Here is a 17228-nt window from a genome sequence, read left to right as displayed (position 1 = left end):
CAATGACCAGTCCGCTTTCCCGCCGTTCCTTCCTCAGCATCTCGGGGGCCGCCGGGCTCACCGCCGCGCTCGCCGCCTGCGGAGGCGGCACGAAGATCGGGGCGGACTCCTCCGCGCCCGCCTCGGCCGCGCCGACGTTCTCCGGCGGCGAGTACACCGGGCCCAAGGTGACGCTCGACTACTGGAACGGCTTCACCGGCGGCGACGGCCCGCACATGCGGAAGATGCTGGACGAGTTCAACAAGCAGTTCGCCGGCCGCATCGAGGTCCGCAACGTCACCCGGCGCTGGGAGGACCTGTACCCGGCGATGCCGACGGCCATCTCCGCGGGCAAGGGCCCGGACGTGGCGGTCATCCACATCGACTGGGTCGGCACCATGGCGGCCCGCAAGACGCTCCTGCCGCTGGACGACGTGGTGAACTCGCTCGGGCTGACCGAGTCCGACTACATCCCCGCCATCTGGAAGGCCGGCGTCTACAAGGACCAGCGCTACAGCGTGCCGCTGGACGTGCACTGCCTGGCCGACTACTGGAACACCGAGCACCTGGACAAGATCGGTCTGAAGGAGGCGCCCGCCGACCGGGAGGGCTACGAGAAGGCACTGACGGAGCTGAAGAAGGCCGGTGTCGCCAGCCCGTTCTGGATGCCGAACAAGTGGCCGGCGCACCTGATGTTCATGAGCCTGCTGTGGCAGTTCGGCGGCGACCTCTACAGCGAGGACGGCGTCAAGGCGCTGTGGGGCGGGCCGGAGGGCGAGAAGGCCCTGGCCTGGATGGTCGAGCAGATCGACAAGGGCTACAGCCCCGCCGAGGTCGCCCAGGACAGCCAGTACGCCGCCTTCAAGAACGGCAAGGTCAGCCTCACCTGGGACGGCATCTGGCAGATCAACGACCTCAAGACCAACGCCCCGTCGCTGAAGTGGGGCATGTCCCCGATCCCGAACATCGGCGGCACCGCCGCCATGTGGAGCTCCTCGCACAACTTCGTGATGACCTCCCAGGCCGGCAAGGACCCGAACAAGGTCCAGGCCGCGAAGTTCTTCATCGACCACATGGGCCGCCTGTCGGCCGAGTGGGCCAAGGCCGGCATGATCCCCGCCCGCAACTCCGCCCGCCAGGACGCGGAGATCGCCGACCTGCCGCAGATCAAGCTGGCCGCCGACCCCGAGGTGTTCCACTTCATCCCCGCCATCCCGGGCGTCGGCGACGTGCAGAGCAAGGCCCTGGAGCTGGCCGTCGCCAAGGCCGTGCTGAAGCAGTCGTCCCCCGCCGACGCGCTGAAGGAGGGCGTGGCGGCGGCGGACAAGCTGCTGGCCGACAACAAGCGGAAGTACGGTCAGTGAGCGGCCCGCCTGCCAGGGTGGAGGACCTGTCCGGGGCGGCGTCCCCGGGCGGGTCCCCCCGGACCGCGGGCAGGATGCGGTCCTGGACGCCGTACGCGTTCTGCGCCCCCTACCTCGTGCTGTTCGCCGTCTTCATGATCCTGCCGATCGGCTTCGGGTTCTGGACGAGCCTGCACGAGTGGGACATCAACCTGCCGGCCAAGCCGTTCGTCGGGCTGGAGAACTACACCGACCTGTTCGACCCGGCGAGCGTCGACGGGTCGCGGTTCTGGTCGGCGATGCGGGCCACCGGGATCTTCACCGTCTTCTCCGTCCCACTGCTGATCGTGCTGCCGCTGCTGGTGGCGCTGCTGATGAACGGCCGGTTCGCCGGGCGCAACCTCTACCGGGCCGTCTACTTCGCCCCCTACGTGCTGGGCGTCGTGGTCGTCGGCGTCGTCTGGCAGTTCCTGCTGGACGGCAACATCGGCCTGGTCAACCACTATCTCGGCCTGGACGTGCAGTGGACCACCGCCGTGCCGCCCGCCTGGATCGCCCTCGTCGGGGTGACGGTGTGGTGGACGCTCGGCCTGAACGCGGTGATCTTCCTCGCCGGGCTGCAGGACATCCCCCGGGAGCTGCACGAGGCGGCGATGGTGGACGGCGCCTCGGCCTGGGACCGGTTCCGCGCGGTGACCCTGCCGGGCCTGCGGCCGGTCATGCTGTTCGTGGTCAACACCACGATCCTGGCCTCGGCCAACATGTTCGGCCAGTCCTACCTCATCACCCGGGGCGCCCCCGCCGACCAGACCAAGACCGCGATCTACCTGATCGCCGAGACCGGTCTGCGCCAGTTCGACATGGGCACCGCCTCGGCGATGAGCTTCATCCTGGCCGCCTTCCTGATGGTGGCCAGCGGGCTGGTCTTCGGCGCGTTCCGGGACAGGAGGAAGGCATGATCCGGGCCTTCGCCGGGGGAACCGCGACCGGGGGTCCCACGATCTCCGCGAAGGGGAGGAAGCCGTGACCGGGGACATCCGCCGGCTGCGCCGTACGCTGCTGCACCTGGTCCTGGCGGTGATCGCGGCGCTCTACCTGAGCCCGCTCGTCTACATGGTCGTCACCTCCTTCAAGACCCGTGAGGCCGCCGGCTCGACGGAGCCGCAGTGGATCCCCTCCCCGGTCACGATCGACGCCTACCGGGAGATCCTCGGCAGCGCCGACAGCCCGGCGATGCGCTGGTTCCTCAACAGCCTGGCCGCCGCCACCGGGCACGCGGTGCTCGTCCTGGTCACCGCCACGCCCGCCGCCTACGCGCTGGCCCGGCTCCGCTTCCGCGGCCGGAACCTGCTCTTCGGGACGATCGTGGCCACGCTGTTCGTGCCGCCGGTGGTGCTGCTGATCCCCAACTTCCTGATCGTCAACGAGCTGGCGTGGGTGGACAGCCTGCCCGCGGTGATCGTCCCGGCCGCGGCCGGCGCGTTCGGGGTGTTCTTCCTGCGGCAGTTCTTCATCACGCTGCCCGGGGAGCTGGAGGAGGCCGCGGAGCTGGACGGCTGCAACCGGTGGCAGATCTTCACCTCCATCGCGCTGCCGCTGGCCCGCCCCGCGCTGGTGACGCTGTTCCTGCTGTCGTTCCTGACGAACTGGAACGACTTCCTGTGGCCGCTGTACGTGCTGCTCAGCCCGGAGTCGCTGACCCTGCCCGCCGGCCTGGGCAACTTCCAGAGCGCCAACAGCGTCCGCTACGACCTGCTGATGGCCGGCGCGGTGATCGCCAGCGCCCCGGTGATCGTCATCTACCTCGCCGCCCAGCGCTGGGTGATCGAGGGCATCTCCCGCTCCGGCCTGAAGGGGTGAGGGACGCCCCCGCCGTACGGCCGGCCGGGCCGGGTCCCCCGGGCCGGGTCCCCCGGGCCGGATTCCCCGGGCCGGGAGGACGGGCCGTACGGCGGCGCGGCGTCAGGGCAGGCAGCCGCGCACGCCGTACCTAGCGCCGCGGTTGAAGGAGGAGGTGCGCTGGGCGGCGGTGCCGTGGTCGGTCACGTCGGTCCAGGACGTCTCGTCGCCCAGCCTCCGGTGGATCTCGGCGATCTCCTCCACGTCGCCCCGCTCGAACCGCAGCACGCCGTCGGCCGCGGCGCCGTACAGCACGGCGCCGGCCAGGCAGTCGGCCTGGAGCTCGTAGGTGGACATCACCAGCGAGTCGCGCAGCCGCGCCTGCACGGCGTGCCCCCACTCGTGGGCGACGACGAGGTACACCCACGCGTCGCCGATGCGGTAGCCCTGCGCCATGAGGTCGAGGTCCCAGGCGATGAAGTCGTCCTCGATGCAGTACCAGGCGTTGTCGTAGCCGAGACGCCGGCCGCCGCACAGCGGCGGCTTCTTCACGCCCCTGCGGTAGCCGCCGTACACGGCCGGGGGGACGTACTTCCCGGTGAAGAACCGCGACCAGTGGGTCCGCCAGTAGTTGTCGACGACGTAGACCGCCGTGGAGACGTCCCGGCCCATGTCGTCCGCGCTCCGCGCCGCCGCGGCCGGGCCCGCCGGGACGGCCACCGCGGCCAGGGCCGACCAGGCGACCACGAGGCAGAGCGCCTTCCATCGCCGCACGCGCACAGAAGCCTCCCGCGGACCGGATCCTGCCTCGAAAGTAGGCGCGGATCGGGCGCGGCGGAAGACCGCTGAGCCGTATGGACGAAAGTTCTGCGAAGGGGCCGGGGGCCGGGCACGCCACCGGCCCCCGCCGCGGACGCGCGTCCGCGGCGGGGCCGGCCGTACGGTCACCGCCGGACGACGGCCACCGCGACCGGCCGTACGGTCACCGGCGGCGGGCGACGGCTACCGCTGCCGGGCGCCCTCGCGCAGCCGCTCCGGATCGACGTCCCGCTCGGGGTGGCGGCGCAGGTACTCCTGCTCAAGCTCCCCGGTCCGCGTGGTGTGGTTCGCCAGCGCGTCGTCGGATCCGTGCAGGAGCGTCTCGGTCCGCGTCTCGTGCATGTGCCGCAGCTCGCGGAACAGGTCTTCCTCGGAGAGGTCCTTGGGGTCGATTCCCATCGTCATGGGGACTCGCCTACCCCGTCACCGCCCTCCCTCACCTCCCGTTCGTCTCCGCCGTGCCGCACGAACGACCTCGCCCGTCACTTGATTTCACCAAATTCCGTCAGATTTCATGACTCGGCTACATTGCGGGCATACCGCCGCCGCTTTACCTTCCCGGTATGGACCTCGAGCTTCGACACCTCAGGATCGTGCGCGCGGTCGCCGAGGCCGGGAGCGTCACCAAGGCCGCCACCCACCTCGGGCTGGCCCAGCCGGCGCTGACCGCCCAGCTCAAGCGGATAGAGCGAGGACTCGGGGGAGCCCTGTTCCGGCGCGACCACACCGGCGCGCGGCCCACGCCTCTCGGGGAACTGGTGCTGGCCAGGGCGAAGGTGCTGCTGCCCGCCGCCCGCGAACTCCAGGAGGAGGCGGTGCGGTTCGCCAACACCGGCGGCGCCGCGCCCAGTTACCGCCTGGGCGCCACCAACGGGCCGATCCTGGGCGGCCTGGTCGACCGGCTGGCCGGAGAGTGGCCCTCCACGCCGGTCAGCACCTGCACCTCCTGGTCGGCCAGGGAACTCGCCACGATGGTCACGCTCGGCCGCATCGACTTCGCGGTCGTCGGTGCCTGCGGCGAGAGCCCGCCGCCCCTGGAGGGGCCGGTGATGTGGCAGACGATCGGGCTGGACCCCGTCTTCGTGCTGCTCAGCGAGGACCACCCGCTCGCCGGGCGCGAGGAGGCGGAGCTCTCCGAACTGGCCGGCGAGCGGTGGGCCGTCACCCCCGGCGACGGCTGCTTCGGCGACTGCTTCGCCGCCGCCTGCGCCCGCGCCGGCTTCACTCCCCTGACCATCTACGAGACCGACGTGGCCACGTGCCTGCACCTGGCCTCCGTCGGCCGCGCCGCCGTACTGTGCCAGGCGACCTTCCAGCCGACCCCGGGGCTGACCACGGTGCCGCTCGCCGGCGCGCCGCTGCGCTGGCAGCATATCCTCGGCTGGCACCCGGAGGCGGGCACCGCGCGGGTCGCGGACTCGGTCGCCGAGCACGCCAAGTCGGCCCACGCCGACGCGGTACGGCGCAACGCCCGCTACGCCTCCTGGCTGAGCCGCAACCCGCGCTTCGGCACCAGTCCCTGACGGGGCGCGTCACGGCCCCGACCGCCGTCGACCACAATGGTCGGATGAGCGAGGTTCTGACGCTGTGCGAGGGCACGGTGCTGACACACCTGGCCACCCGGGCCGAACTGGCGGCCGGCCGGCTGGCGGCCTCAGACGACCTGCGGCTGTGGGCGCGGCTGGCCGACGGCGAGGGGCTGCCGCTGACCGGCGGCGGCCGGGTGCGCACCGTGACCGAGGAGGGCGAGCCGTTCCTGGCCGGGCCCGCGGGCTGGCTGGCGGACGTGGCGGCAGAGGACGTCGTCGCGCTGCGCCTGCGCGACGGCCGGCTGGAGCCGTCCGTCGTGAAGCTCGACGCCTTCCCCGCCGACCGGGCGATGCTCGTCGTCCAGGAGTTCGGCGAGCGGGCGCTCGACGCGCTGCGCGGCTTCGCCGAGGGGATCGACCCCTCCCCCGGCGTCCCGATCGACGCGGCGGTGCTGGAGCTGCTGGCCAGGGCGCCGGACACCTTCGCCGACCCGCTGCCGCCGCTGGCCCCGCTGCTGCGGGGGGCCTCGCTGGAGGTGCGGGGCGGCCGGGTGGGCGTCGTGGGCACCCCCTGGGACCCCGGGTCGGTCGCGGGCCTGTCGCCGCTGGACATCATGCGGCTGACCCTGTCGCGCAGCGCGCTGCGCACCTACGACGAGGGGGCCGACCTGTCGAGGGCCGTCACGTACCTGTCGCGCTCGCCGGAGGTGCTGGAGCGGATCGCCGACGAGGTCGAGCGCGAGCCTCTCTCCCCCCGGGTGCTGGAGGCGCTCCCCCGCACCGAGCCGGCGGCGCTGCTGCTGGCCGCCAGGTCCGCCGAGGGCGAGGGACGGTCGTTCGAGGCGTCCGGGCTCGTCGGGGAGGCGCTGTCCCTGGCGCCCGGCCTCGCCCCGGCCGAGCGGGACGCGGCCGAGTACGCCGCCTGCCGCACCGACCCCGGCGACCCGCTGCCCGCGCGGGCGGAGCACCTGTTCCGGCAGCTCGCCGTGTACGGCGCCCGCCCGGCCCGCCGCCGGCTGACCGACGACCTGGTGGCGCTGAGCGTCCGGGTGGCCGAGCCCGCCCTGGCCGACCTCGCCCTGTTCGAGAACGACGTGGTGGGAGAGTTCCTGGACGCGCGGGGCGTGTGGCTGCGCGACGACGAGGTGGAGCTGCTGGAGTCCTGGCGGCGCACGCCGCTGCGCCTGTGGGAGGTCCTGGAGGTCGAGGGGGAGGAGGTCGCCCTGCGCGACTCCGGGTCCGGGGGGACCGGGACGGTCACGGTGACCGACGAGCTGCTGTCGCGCCAGGCCGTGCCCGGAGACCTGATGCTGACCCGGCTGCTGGGCGACGGCCGGGGGCCGCGGGTGTTCGGCCACCCGTTCAAGGTGGCGCCGGAGCGCCGGGAGGAGATGCTGGCGCTGCTGACCGACCCGGTCGACCCCTACGCGGTGGCGGCCTTCTTCCGCCGGGTCCCGCGCCCGCCCGGCGCCACCTGACGCGGGGACCGCCCGCCCGGGGCCCTTCGGCGCGGGGACGGCTCGGCCGACGCCTTCCGGCGCGGGGACCGCGCGGCCGGCCGGACCGGCCGCGCGGTCGCGAGGAGCACGTCGTCAGTCGTCGTAGCCGTCGTCGTCGTTCCAGCCGCGGTTGCCGTACCCGCCGCCGCCACCGTCGTCGCCGTCGTCGTCTCCGGCGACGTACCCCTGGAAGGGCTGTTCGACGGCGACGCGGGCGGCCGTGTCCGCCGTGGCGGGCTGCGCCGCCAGCGCGGCGGGGACGACGAGGCCGGAGCCCGCCACTACGCCGGCGGCGAGAGCGTACCTGATCCTGATCATGTGACCCCCAGGTCCGATCGGTCACGCCCGGGCGGCACCCGGGCCGACGGGGCGCCGGACCGGCCACCCGGGTGTCCCGGCCGGCACGGAGACGGCGTACAACTGGGATTCCACCCGGGCCGGAACGGAAATCACCGCCCTTCCCAGGAAAGGGGAAAACCATCGGCCCGGCCGACCTACCATCCGGTGGCGGAGAATGACCGGCGGAGCCGTTTCCGTCACCCTCGGTCACCGGCTCCGGGGAAGCCCTGTTCTCCCGCGCCTCGCGACGTCTCCCCGAACAGAACGGGCCGGTAGATCACCGTCGTCTCCCGGCCCGCCGTACGGGTCGCATAGCGCCCCGCTTATGGCGACAGCCGTACAAAAGTAGCGATCATTTGGGCATAATGACCGGAAGAGCTGGCCTAAGTCGCCGTGGCCACGCGTGAACGAGGAGTGTTGACTGTGCGCATGCCGAGCGAGGCGAACGGACCCGACGCGGGCGCGGGGGCGCTGCTGAAGATCCTGCGCGACGGTCGGGCCCGCACCCGGGCGGAGCTGGTGCAGCTCACCGGCCTGGCGAGATCGACGCTCGGGCAGCGCCTCGACGCGCTGGTGAGCCAGCGGTGGGTCGTCCCGACCGAGGAGGCCATCTCCTCCGGGGGCCGCCCGGCCGTCGCCTTCACCTTCAACCGCTCGGCCCGCGTCGTCCTCGCCGCCGACCTCGGCGCGACCCACGCCCGGGTCGCGGTCACCGACCTCGGCACAGAGATCCTCGCCGAGCACGCCGCGGAGGTGCCGATAGACCGCGGCCCCGAGGAGACGCTCCGCTGGCTCCAGCGGACCTTCGAGGAACTGCTCGCCGAGAGCGGCCACACCGTCGAGGAGGTCTGCGGCATCGGGGTCGGCCTGCCCGGTCCGGTGGAGCACAGCTCCGGACGGCCGGTCAACCCGCCGATAATGCCGGGCTGGGACGGCTTCCCCGTCCCGGAGTGGCTCGGGGAACGGCTGGGCGCGCCCGTCCTGGTGGACAACGACGTCAACATCATGGCCCTGGGCGAGCACTGGGCCGCCCGCCCCGAGGCCGACCACCTCATCTTCGTCAAGGTCGGCACCGGGATCGGCTGCGGCATCATCAGCGACCGCCGCCTGCACCGGGGCGCCCAGGGCGCGGCCGGCGACATCGGCCACATCCAGGTCTCCCCCGTCCTCGACGTCGTCTGCCGCTGCGGCAACCGCGGCTGCCTGGAGGCCGTGGCGAGCGGCGCGGCCGTGGCGGCCCGGCTGCGCGACGCCGGAGTGGAGGCGACCGGGGGGCGCGACATCGTCCGGCTCGTCCGGAGCGGCAACACCCGGGCCGTCCAGCTCATCCGCCAGGCCGGCCGCGAGATCGGCGAGGTCCTCGCCTCGATCGTGAACTTCTTCAACCCCTCGGTGATCGTGGTCGGCGGCGACATGGCCGAGGCCGGGGAGCAGATCCTCGCCGGTCTGCGCGAGGTCATCTACAGCAGGTCCCTGCCCCTGGCCACCCAGCACCTGACGATCACCGCCAGCGACCTGGGGGACCGGGCCGGGGTGGTCGGCGCCGCCGTCATGGTCATCGAGCACGTCCTGGCCCCCGGCGCGGCCGAGCACGCGGCCGGCCGCCCATGAACCCCGAACCGATCGAGACCGCGCGCCTCACCCTCCTCCCGCTGGCGGTCGAGCACGCCGCCGAGATGGCCGAGGCGCTGGACGACCCCGCCCTGCACGAGTTCACCGGCGGCTCCCCCTCGACCTCCGGGGAGCTGCGGGACCGCTACGCCCGCATGATCGCCGGGCCGGCCGGCGGTGACGACCTCTGGCTCAACTGGGTGATCCGCGTGACGGAGACCGGCCGCCTGGCCGGCTACGTCCAGGCCACCGTGACCTCCGGCCGGGCCTGGGTGGCCTGGGTCGTCGGCACCCCGTGGCAGGGCCGCGGCATGGCGACCGAGGCCACGACCGCCATGGTCGCCTGGCTGCGGGAGCGCGGCGTGCGCTCCTTCGCCGCCGCCGTCCATCCCGCCCACGCCGCCTCCGCGGCCGTGGCCCGCCGCGCGGGCCTCACCCCGACCCCCGCCACCGAGGACGGCGAGACCATCTGGGAGTCGGCCCCCTGACATCCATCACGGACGGTAGGCGTCTCGACGGTGTTTGATCGCCTGGATCGTCACGGTCCTTTTTTTCCTCGTCGATGAGGTGGGTCACCCGGTAGGTTCCCCGGCGGGCGACGTGCATCCCCTCGTACGGCTCCTGTAGCGGTTTACCCACCCGCCACGGCTCGTCGGCGATCGCGCCGGTGATCAGTTCCCACGCCGCACCGGCCACCGACTCGGGCAGACCTGTCGCGAGGGCACGCCGGGCCGGTGGTGCGAGAAAGATGGTGTACCGATCGCTCACGCGCTCGCCCTGCCGAGGCGCGCCGCCATGACAGCGGCCATCTCCTCCTCGGTCGTCACGTCGCCTCTCGCCGTGGCGGCCGCCGCCTCCATCAGATCGGCCCGCATCTCAGGGTCAGCGAGGATCTCCAGCGTTTCCTGCAGGGATTCCCATTCGGCCACAGACATGATCACTGCGTGGGGGCGCCCGTTACGAGTGATCGTGAAGTGATCATGCTCCCTGGCGGCTCGGTCGGCCAGTTCGGTCAACCGGTCCTTCGCTTCGCTGATCGGAATCATCTCCATGAAGAACCGATACCTTCTGGCCTGAAGACCGGCCAGAATTCCAGCCATTAACGCCTGAGCCTTTCATCGGGCTGACTGGGCGCGTTCCTCAGCCGACCAGTTCCTCGGTGCGGCGGAGTTCGGTCTCGAACCAGGCGATGGTGCGGCGCAGGCCGTCGGTGACGCCGACCTCGGCCCGCCAGCCCAGGCGGGCCGCGGCCAGGGTGGTGTCGGGGCGGCGCACGGCCGGATCGTCGGCGGGGCGGTCGATGAAGCGGATCCCGGAGGACGAGCCGGTCAGCTCGATGACGGTGCGGGCCAGGTCGAGCATGGTGACCTCGGTGGGGTTGCCGATGTTGACCGGGCCGGAGAAGTCGCTGCCCGCCAGGGCGAGGATGCCCTCGACGGTGTCGTCGACGTAGCAGATGGACCGGGTCTGGGAGCCGTCGCCGGTGACGGTGAGAGGTTCGCCGCGCAGGGCCTGGCGGATGAAGGTGGGGATGGCGCGGCCGTCGTGGGGCCGCATGCGCGGGCCGTAGGTGTTGAAGATCCGCACGATGCCGGTGTCGGCGCCGTGAGTGTTGCGGTAGGCGGTGGTGAGGGACTCGGCGAAGCGTTTGGCCTCGTCGTAGACGCTGCGGGGACCGACGGGATTGACGTTGCCCCAGTAGGACTCCGTCTGCGGGTGCTGCTGGGGGTCGCCGTAGACCTCGCTGGTGGAGGTCAGGACGAAGCGGGCGTTCTTCTCCCGGGCCAGACCCAGGGCGTGCAGGGTGCCCAGGCTGCCGACCTTGAGGGTCTCTATGGGGTGACGCAGGTAGTCGGCCGGGGAGGCGGCCGACGCCAGGTGCAGGACGAGGTCCACGTCGCCGGGGACGTGGACGAACCCGGTCAGGTCGCATTCCAGCAGGCGGAAGGCGGGACGGCCCAGGAGGTGGTCGACGTTGCGCGGCGAGCCGGTCAGGAAGTTGTCCATGCAGATCACGGCGGCACCACGGGCCAGCAGGCGTTCACACAGGTAGGAGCCGAGGAAGCCAGCGCCTCCGGTGACCACTGCGCGTCGGATGTTCATCGGACGGTCACCTCCAGCAGGTCGGTCGCGGCGCCGAGGACCTCTTCGACGCCGATTCTCAGCAGGCCGGGGCCGGGACGGCCGGCGTGCGGGTCACCGGGGACACCGGCCCACAGGGCCACGTGGGGCCCCGGGGGCGGCCCCCACAGCTCGGGAGGCGTCGGCCCGAACAGCACGACCGAGGGCGTGCCGAACGCGCTCGCCAGGTGCGCCACGCCCGTGTCCCCGCAGACGACGAGGCGGGCCCGTGCCACCAGCGCGGCCAGCCCGGTGACGTCCGTACGGCCCGCCGTCACCGCCTCGTCCGGCAGGCCGGCCGCGGCGGCCACCCGCAGGGCGAGACCGCGTTCGGCGGCGCCTCCGGTGACGAGCACGTCGTGTCCGGCGCGGCGCAGCGCGGCGGCGACCGCGGCGAAGCGGTCCGGCGGCCAGCGCCGGGCGGGGCGGGCGGCTCCGGGGTGGACGAGGACGGGGGCCGGGCCGGAGTGAGACTCCCGCTCCGGAGCGCCGGAGCCCGCGGACGGCGGCGTCAGGGTCAGGTCGGCGGGGTCGGCGGGGATGCCGTGCCAGGTCAGCAGGTCGCACCAGCGGACGCGTTCGTGCACCTGGGCGGGCCAGGGCGGGCCGGGCAGACCGGGGCGGGCGTGGCCGATCAGCCGGGCGGGGCGGGTGGCCAGCAGGGCGGCGGTGCTCTGCGGGCCGCGGCCGTGGAGGTTGACGGCCACGTCGGGACGGCGCAGGGGGACGGGGCCCGTCCCGCTGACGTCGAGCAGGTCGTCGCAGGCGCCGATGAGGGGCAGCAGACCGGCCAGCGGAGCGGGGGCGGCCAGGGTGACGCGGTGGCCGGGGAAGGCGCGGCGCAGGGCCCGCAGTGCGGGCACGGCGGTGAGCAGGTCGCCCAGGCCGAGGCCGCGCAGCACGACCATGACCGGCCGCCCGCCCCCGGCGGCCCCGGGGACGCCGGCGGCGCGGCTTCGGCCGGTCACGGCCATGAGGTCTCCGTGGCGGGGCAGACGACGAGTTCGCGGATCTCACAGCCGGCGGGCTGGGACAGGGCGAAGACCACGGCGGCGGCGACGTCCTCGGGCTGGTTGAGTCCCGCGTCGGGGCCGGGCCTGTACCGGTCCGGACGGTCGTCGAAGAAGTGGGTGCGCATGCCGCCGGGGACGAGCAGGGTGACGCCGACCCGTCCGGCGAGTTCGGCGGCCAGGGCGCGGGTGAGGCCGACCACGCCGAACTTGGAGGCGCAGTAGGCGGTGGCGTCGCTGAGGGCGCGCAGCCCCAGGGTGGAGGCGCAGGTGACGATCCGGCCGCCGGAGGCGGTCAGGTGGGGCAGGGCCGCGCGGATCGTGGCGGCGGTGCCGAGCAGGTTGACCGCGACGACCTTCTCCCACGCGGCGGCGGGCACGTCCGCGAGACGGCCGCAGGCGTCGATGCCCGCGGCGGTGACGACCCCGTCGAGACCGCCTGCCCTCCCGGCCAGCTCGGTCACCGCCCGCTCCACCCGGTCGCGGTCCGCCACGTCGGCGAGGACGTGGTCCACGCCGCCGGTGGGCGGGCGGACGTCGACGACCAGCGGCCGGCCGCCCTCCTTGGCCACGGCCTCGGCCACCGCCCGGCCCAGCCCGGACGATCCGCCGGTGATCAGGATGTTTCCCAGCATGGATGTTCCCCCTCGCTCACCTGGCCGCCCGCGCGGCCTCGATCAGACCGGTCGTGGACCTTCCGGACACCAACGGGAGGATCACGCTCTCTCCCCCGGTCCGGCGTACGGTCTCGGCCTCCGGCAGGTCCGGCGCCGTGTAGTCGCCGCCCTTGACCCACACGTCGGGGCGGAGCCGTTCGATCATCGCCGCCGGGGTGTCCTCGTCGAACACGGCCACGGCGTCGACGCACTGCAGCGCGCGCAGCACCTCCACCCGGTCCCGCTGGCCGACCACGGGCCGTCCCGGGCCCTTCAGCCGCCGCACCGAGGCGTCGGAGTTGACGCACACGATCAGCGCGTCGCCCAGCGCACGGGCCCGGCGCAGCAGGCTGACGTGCCCGGCGTGCAGCAGGTCGAAGCAGCCGCCGGTGGCGATCAGCCGTCCGCCGGTGGCCCGGACCACCTCGGCCACCTCCAGGGCGGTGCGCGGCCGGTCCCCGGGAGCGGGCGCGGGCGTCCGCACCGCCGCCGCCCCGCCGTTCTCCACGAAACGGGCGGCCTCGGCGACACCGGTCCCGACGGCCTCCTCCACCGGCGCGCCGGAGGCCAGCGCGAGCGCGGCGGCCCCGGAGAACCGGTCGCCCGCGCCGCAGGCGTCCGGGCCCGCCGAGCACACCGGCGGCGGGATCCGGGTGGACCTGCCGCCCCGCCGGGCCAGCACGGCGCCCTCCCCGCCCAGCGTGACGGCCACCGCCTCGGCGCGCAGCGCGCGGACGAGGTGGCGGGCCATCCGGTCGGGCGACAGCCGCGGCTGGGCGCTCAGCGTCCGGGCCTCGGACTCGCTCGGGGTGACCAGCGTGCAGCCGGGCGGGGGCAGCGGCCCCCGCGGATGCGGGTCCCACACCAGCGGCCCGGCCGCCCGGCGCAGGCAGGGGCCCAGGACCTCGGCGACGCCGCGGCCGTAGTCGGACACCAGGACCGCGCCCGCACCGCGGAGCAGCGACTCGACCTGCCCGGCCCGGCGGATGTCGAGGGCCGGGTCCGCCCGGCCGTCGCCGGTGTCGACGCGCAGCAGGGTCTGGCCCCTGGCCCGCACCCGGGTCTTGGTGATCGTGGTGCCCTGCAGCGGCAGCCGTACCACCTCGACCCGGCCGGCCAGCAGGCCCAGCAGGCAGCGGCCGGGGTGGTCGTCGCCGAAGGCGGCGACCAGGACCACCTCCGCGCCGCCCTCGGCGGCCAGCACCGCGGCGAGTCCCGCCCCGCCGGGGCGGCGGTGCTCGCGGCCGCCCGCCACGACCGGCACGGGGGCGTCGGGGCACAGCCTCTCGGCGTCGCCCTCGACGTCCACGTCCAGCAGGGTGTCCCCGATGACGACGATCGGACCCGCGCTCATCCGGTCACCTCCTCCATCGCGCCCTCGACCGCGTCGCAGAGCATGTGGATCACCGCGAGGTGCACCTCCTGCACCGTCGCGGTGTCCCCGGCGGGCACCGCCAGGACCTCGTCGCACAGCACGGCCAGCGGGTTGGGCGCCGGACCGGTCAGCGCCCAGGCCGCGATGCCCGTCCGGCGGGCGGCGCGCGCCGCCGCGAGCACGTTCGGGCTGCGCCCGCTGGTGGACAGGCACATCAGCACGTCGCCGGGCCGGCCGTGCGCCCGCACCTGGCGGGCGTAGACCTCCTCGGCTCCGAAGTCGTTGCCGATCGCGGTCACCGCCGAGGTGTCGGCGTGCAGCGGGATCGCCGCGTACGGCTCCCGGTCGGAGCGGTAGCGGCCGACCAGCTCGGCCGTCAGGTGCTGGGCCTCGGCAGCCGAGCCGCCGTTTCCGCAGGCCAGCAGCCGGCCGCCGCCGCCCAGCACGGCCGCGAGCTTGCGGCCCCAGACGGAGATCGTCGCCGCCTCGGCGTCCACCGCGCGCAGCGCGGCGCGCAGACGGGTCAGGTGCGGGTGCACGGTCATCCCCCCGCCACGGCGACCCGGGCCCCGCGCTCGGCGAGGACGTCCAGGTATACCGACTCGGTGCGGGCCGCCACCCGCGGCCAGCCGTACCGGGTGACGGCTCGCCGCCGGCCCGCCTCGGCGAGGGCCGCGCGCAGCTCGGGCCGGTCCAGCACGTCGAGCAGGGCCCGCGACAGGGCGCGCGGGTCGCGGGGCGGCACCAGCACGCCGCAGCCGGCGACGGTGTCGAGGTGACCGCCGACCGAGGAGGCGACCACCGGCACGCCGCAGGCCATCGCCTCGACCGGGACCATCCCGAACGGCTCGTACCACGGCACGGTCACCAGCACGTCCGCCGAGCGCATCAGCGCCGGCACCTCGGCGCGGCCGACGCTGCCCAGCAGGTGGACCCGGCCGGTCAGCCCGCAGGCCGCGGCCAGGCCGGCCAGCCGTACCGCCTCGTCGTCGCGCGGCGTGCCGCCGACGACGAGCAGTTCGGCGTCCGGCAGCCGGGACAGCGCCCGCACGACGGTGTCCAGCCCCTTGCGGGGCACCATGCGGCCGACGCAGAGCACCCGGGGCGACGGGCCCCGCGGGGCGACCGGCCCGTCGGGGCGGAACAGCTCCAGGTCCACCCCGCACGGCACCACGGCGATCCGCTCGTGGCCGACGCCCATGCGCAGCAGCTCGCTCACCTCGTCGCGGCAGGTCGCCACGATCGCCTGCGCCCGGCGCGCGATGTCGGCCTCGGCGGCGACGCGTCCCGGCGGGCTGGTGTCGGCCGGACCCTGCCAGCGCCGCTTGACCACCCCCAGGGCGTGGAAGGTCTGCACGACCGGCACCCCGAGGTCCCGCGCCGCGGCGAGGGCGGCCAGCCCGCTCATCCAGAAGTGGGCGTGGACCACGTCGGGTGGCCGTCCGGCCCAGCGACGCGCCAGATGGGCGCCGAACGCGGGCATGTACGGCAGCAGCTCGTCCTTGGGCAGGTCCTCGGCGGGCCCGGCCGGGACGTGCTCGACGATCAGCCCGGGTCCCGCTGAGACCTGCTCCGGCTGGCCGGACGCGGTGCGGCGGGTGTGGACGACCACCTCGTGGCCCCGCTCGGCGAGGGCGGCCGCCAGGGCGGCGACGTGGACGTTCTGCCCGCCCGCGTCCACTCCGCCGACGGCCGCGAGGGGGTTGGCGTGCTCCGACACCAGGGCGATCCTCATGACACGATCTCCTTCACGCCTCATGCCACTGACTTCCACGCGGGCGCCTTCAGGCCACGGTCCTCGCGGGCGCCCTCACGGCACGGCCTCCTTCACGGACGCTCCCCTCCCGCGCGCGCCCACGGCACGGTCTCCCTCACGGACGCCCCCTCCCGTGGGCGCCCTCACGACACGGTCTCCCTCACGGACGCCAGGCGGCCGACGGCCTCGGCGACCCGCGCCGGTGACACCGACGACAGGCACGGGTGGCCGGGGACCGGGCAGATGCGGGCCCTGCTCCCCGCGCACGGGGCGTCCTGGTCGCCGAGCAGCACCGACGGCACGCCGTACGGGGCCCAGCGGGCCGCCGGGACCACCGGGGCGAACAGGGTGACCACCGGCGTGCCGACCGCCGCCGCCAGGTGGGCGGGGCCGGTGTTGGCCACCACGACCGCGCTCGCCCTGGCGAGCACGGCGGCCAGCTCGGCGAGGGACGTCCGGCCTCCGAGGTCCCGGACGGCCTCCGAGGTGCTCGGGACGGCCTTCTCCGCACCGGAGCCGTCCGTCCCGATGGGCCCGGCGCCGCCCGCCACCCGCCGGGTCAGCTCGCACTCGCCGGGCCCGCCGGTGACGACGACCCGCCGGCCCGCGCGGACCAGTTCCCGGACCGCCTCGGCGCAGTGGCCCTCCGGCCAGGCCCGGGCCGGCGCGGAGGCCCCGGGGTGGACCACGACGTAGCCGGGTGGCCCGGTGATGTGCCCGACCGGCGGCAGCGGACGCCGTACGGCGAGCCGGCCGTCGTCGCCGGGCGGCGGGCGGAAACCTGCGGCGCGGGCCACCGCGAGCATCCGCTCGGGTTCGGGCACGTCCACGGTCTCGTCCACGATGTGACGGACGTCCAGCAACGAGCCGGGGTAGTCCTCGCTGATCGCGGCGATCCGGGGGACCCCGGCCAGCCGCAGCAGCAGCGCCGGCGGCAGTGACGACTGGTGGAAGGAGGTGAGGATGAGCGCCTGGTCGGGGGCCGCCTCCCGGACGAGCCGGAGCAGGCCGACGACGTGTGAGCCGGTCACCGGCCGCGGGTCGGGGTCGATCCACGGGGCCCGCCATTCCAGCACGCGGTCCACGCCGGGCAGCAGCTCGGCCGCGGCCCGGCCATTGGGCCCGGCCAGCAGCACCACCCGGCGGGCCGACGCCGCCACGGCGCGGACGGCCGGACCGGCGAGCAGCACGTCACCGGCGTTGTCGAGGCGGACGACCAGGACGGTTCCGGCCGGAGCGCCGTCCGCGGAACGGGCCGGGGCGTGGGTCACGGCGGGCGCGGGGCGGGCCGCGCCGTTCACCGCACCGCTCGCCAGGCCGTTCGACGCGCCGTTCACCGCGCCGCTCGCCAG

18 protein-coding genes are annotated in these 17228 nt (G+C 74.5%); 7 read left to right on the top strand and 11 right to left on the bottom strand.

Annotated features, from left to right (window positions below; translation table 11 throughout):
• Positions 1-2 precede the first annotated feature (2 nt).
• From ACZ6W9_RS13575 to ACZ6W9_RS13565, 3 genes are all read left to right on the top strand, one after another.
• On the top strand, positions 3-1343 hold the full coding sequence (locus ACZ6W9_RS13575; RefSeq protein WP_389955388.1) for an ABC transporter substrate-binding protein: 1341 nt from the start codon (positions 3-5) through the stop codon (positions 1341-1343).
• Positions 1340-2281 carry a carbohydrate ABC transporter permease gene (locus tag ACZ6W9_RS13570; RefSeq protein ID WP_470117903.1) on the top strand — a complete coding sequence of 314 codons (942 nt, stop codon included), beginning with the start codon at positions 1340-1342 and terminating at the stop codon, positions 2279-2281. Before ACZ6W9_RS13575 ends, ACZ6W9_RS13570 begins: the two co-directional genes overlap by 4 nt.
• A 64-nt stretch (positions 2282-2345) precedes the next feature.
• Positions 2346-3182 carry a carbohydrate ABC transporter permease gene (locus tag ACZ6W9_RS13565; protein ID WP_362928608.1) on the top strand — a complete coding sequence of 279 codons (837 nt, stop codon included), beginning with the start codon at positions 2346-2348 and terminating at the stop codon, positions 3180-3182.
• 102 nt (positions 3183-3284) lie between these two features.
• Here ACZ6W9_RS13565 and ACZ6W9_RS13560 read toward each other — a convergent pair whose 3' ends face one another.
• Complete coding sequence (locus ACZ6W9_RS13560) at positions 3285-3941, bottom strand: neutral zinc metallopeptidase (protein WP_470117901.1); 657 nt, start codon at positions 3939-3941, stop codon at positions 3285-3287.
• Positions 3942-4163: 222 nt separating this feature from the next.
• The gene (locus ACZ6W9_RS13555) at positions 4164-4385 is read right to left on the bottom strand and encodes a DUF6158 family protein (RefSeq protein ID WP_362928604.1); all 222 of its coding nucleotides are present in this window, start codon (positions 4383-4385) and stop codon (positions 4164-4166) included.
• Between the two features lie 158 nt (positions 4386-4543).
• On the opposite strand from ACZ6W9_RS13555, the gene ACZ6W9_RS13550 reads away from it, so the two are divergent.
• Both ACZ6W9_RS13550 and ACZ6W9_RS13545 read left to right on the top strand, forming a co-directional pair.
• Complete coding sequence (locus ACZ6W9_RS13550) at positions 4544-5503, top strand: LysR family transcriptional regulator (RefSeq protein WP_470117899.1); 960 nt, start codon at positions 4544-4546, stop codon at positions 5501-5503.
• 44 nt (positions 5504-5547) lie between these two features.
• A complete protein-coding gene (locus ACZ6W9_RS13545; protein ID WP_470117897.1) occupies positions 5548-6987 on the top strand; it encodes a hypothetical protein in 1440 nt (479 codons plus the stop codon).
• 114 nt (positions 6988-7101) lie between these two features.
• Here the strand turns inward: ACZ6W9_RS13545 and ACZ6W9_RS13540 are convergent, their stop codons facing one another.
• On the bottom strand, positions 7102-7326 hold the full coding sequence (locus tag ACZ6W9_RS13540) for a hypothetical protein (RefSeq protein ID WP_470117895.1): 225 nt from the start codon (positions 7324-7326) through the stop codon (positions 7102-7104).
• 450 nt (positions 7327-7776) lie between these two features.
• On the opposite strand from ACZ6W9_RS13540, the gene ACZ6W9_RS13535 reads away from it, so the two are divergent.
• On the top strand, positions 7777-8958 hold the full coding sequence (locus ACZ6W9_RS13535; protein ID WP_362928764.1) for an ROK family transcriptional regulator: 1182 nt from the start codon (positions 7777-7779) through the stop codon (positions 8956-8958).
• Entirely contained in the window at positions 8955-9446 is a 492-nt protein-coding gene (locus ACZ6W9_RS13530; protein WP_389955409.1) for a GNAT family N-acetyltransferase, read from the top strand. Before ACZ6W9_RS13535 ends, ACZ6W9_RS13530 begins: the two co-directional genes overlap by 4 nt.
• Before the next feature lie 276 nt (positions 9447-9722).
• Here the strand turns inward: ACZ6W9_RS13530 and ACZ6W9_RS13525 are convergent, their stop codons facing one another.
• From ACZ6W9_RS13525 to ACZ6W9_RS13490, 8 genes are all read right to left on the bottom strand, one after another.
• Positions 9723-10058, bottom strand: a complete 336-nt coding sequence (locus ACZ6W9_RS13525; protein ID WP_389955416.1) for a type II toxin-antitoxin system Phd/YefM family antitoxin — start codon at positions 10056-10058, stop codon at positions 9723-9725.
• A 40-nt stretch (positions 10059-10098) separates the two neighbouring features.
• Complete coding sequence (locus tag ACZ6W9_RS13520) at positions 10099-11061, bottom strand: UDP-glucuronic acid decarboxylase family protein (RefSeq protein WP_389955419.1); 963 nt, start codon at positions 11059-11061, stop codon at positions 10099-10101.
• On the bottom strand, positions 11058-12053 hold the full coding sequence (locus ACZ6W9_RS13515; protein WP_470117892.1) for a glycosyltransferase family 9 protein: 996 nt from the start codon (positions 12051-12053) through the stop codon (positions 11058-11060). Before ACZ6W9_RS13515 ends, ACZ6W9_RS13520 begins: the two co-directional genes overlap by 4 nt.
• The gene (locus tag ACZ6W9_RS13510; protein WP_389955425.1) at positions 12044-12724 is read right to left on the bottom strand and encodes an SDR family oxidoreductase; all 681 of its coding nucleotides are present in this window, start codon (positions 12722-12724) and stop codon (positions 12044-12046) included. The genes ACZ6W9_RS13515 and ACZ6W9_RS13510 overlap by 10 nt, the downstream gene beginning before the upstream one ends.
• A 16-nt stretch (positions 12725-12740) precedes the next feature.
• Positions 12741-14099, bottom strand: a complete 1359-nt coding sequence (rfaE2, locus tag ACZ6W9_RS13505) for a D-glycero-beta-D-manno-heptose 1-phosphate adenylyltransferase (RefSeq protein WP_389955427.1) — start codon at positions 14097-14099, stop codon at positions 12741-12743.
• On the bottom strand, positions 14096-14659 hold the full coding sequence (locus tag ACZ6W9_RS13500; protein ID WP_470117929.1) for a D-sedoheptulose-7-phosphate isomerase: 564 nt from the start codon (positions 14657-14659) through the stop codon (positions 14096-14098). Before ACZ6W9_RS13500 ends, rfaE2 begins: the two co-directional genes overlap by 4 nt.
• Before the next feature lie 2 nt (positions 14660-14661).
• The gene (locus ACZ6W9_RS13495) at positions 14662-15855 is read right to left on the bottom strand and encodes a glycosyltransferase (RefSeq protein ID WP_389955430.1); all 1194 of its coding nucleotides are present in this window, start codon (positions 15853-15855) and stop codon (positions 14662-14664) included.
• Between the two features lie 164 nt (positions 15856-16019).
• On the bottom strand, positions 16020-17147 hold the full coding sequence (locus ACZ6W9_RS13490; protein ID WP_470117927.1) for a glycosyltransferase family 9 protein: 1128 nt from the start codon (positions 17145-17147) through the stop codon (positions 16020-16022).
• Between the last annotated feature and the right edge of the window lie 81 nt (positions 17148-17228).

The organism is Streptosporangium sp. NPDC053982 (assembly GCF_055585205.1).
This window is presented reverse-complemented; position numbering and strand designations above follow the sequence as displayed.

What these genes read in the sequence shown, in the direction of transcription:
- rfaE2 (WP_389955427.1), bottom strand. Translation starts at nt 14,099, where the DNA reads ATGAGCGCGGGTCCGATCGTCGTCATCGGGGACACCCTGCTGGACGTG.
- ACZ6W9_RS13530 (WP_389955409.1), top strand. Translation starts at nt 8,955, where the DNA reads ATGAACCCCGAACCGATCGAGACCGCGCGCCTCACCCTCCTCCCGCTG.
- ACZ6W9_RS13515 (WP_470117892.1), bottom strand. Translation starts at nt 12,053, where the DNA reads ATGGCCGTGACCGGCCGAAGCCGCGCCGCCGGCGTCCCCGGGGCCGCC.
- ACZ6W9_RS13535 (WP_362928764.1), top strand. Translation starts at nt 7,777, where the DNA reads ATGCCGAGCGAGGCGAACGGACCCGACGCGGGCGCGGGGGCGCTGCTG.
- ACZ6W9_RS13550 (WP_470117899.1), top strand. Translation starts at nt 4,544, where the DNA reads ATGGACCTCGAGCTTCGACACCTCAGGATCGTGCGCGCGGTCGCCGAG.
- ACZ6W9_RS13545 (WP_470117897.1), top strand. Translation starts at nt 5,548, where the DNA reads ATGAGCGAGGTTCTGACGCTGTGCGAGGGCACGGTGCTGACACACCTG.
- ACZ6W9_RS13575 (WP_389955388.1), top strand. Translation starts at nt 3, where the DNA reads ATGACCAGTCCGCTTTCCCGCCGTTCCTTCCTCAGCATCTCGGGGGCC.
- ACZ6W9_RS13540 (WP_470117895.1), bottom strand. Translation starts at nt 7,326, where the DNA reads ATGATCAGGATCAGGTACGCTCTCGCCGCCGGCGTAGTGGCGGGCTCC.
- ACZ6W9_RS13495 (WP_389955430.1), bottom strand. Translation starts at nt 15,855, where the DNA reads ATGAGGATCGCCCTGGTGTCGGAGCACGCCAACCCCCTCGCGGCCGTC.
- ACZ6W9_RS13520 (WP_389955419.1), bottom strand. Translation starts at nt 11,061, where the DNA reads ATGAACATCCGACGCGCAGTGGTCACCGGAGGCGCTGGCTTCCTCGGC.
- ACZ6W9_RS13525 (WP_389955416.1), bottom strand. Translation starts at nt 10,058, where the DNA reads ATGGCTGGAATTCTGGCCGGTCTTCAGGCCAGAAGGTATCGGTTCTTC.
- ACZ6W9_RS13510 (WP_389955425.1), bottom strand. Translation starts at nt 12,724, where the DNA reads ATGCTGGGAAACATCCTGATCACCGGCGGATCGTCCGGGCTGGGCCGG.
- ACZ6W9_RS13555 (WP_362928604.1), bottom strand. Translation starts at nt 4,385, where the DNA reads ATGACGATGGGAATCGACCCCAAGGACCTCTCCGAGGAAGACCTGTTC.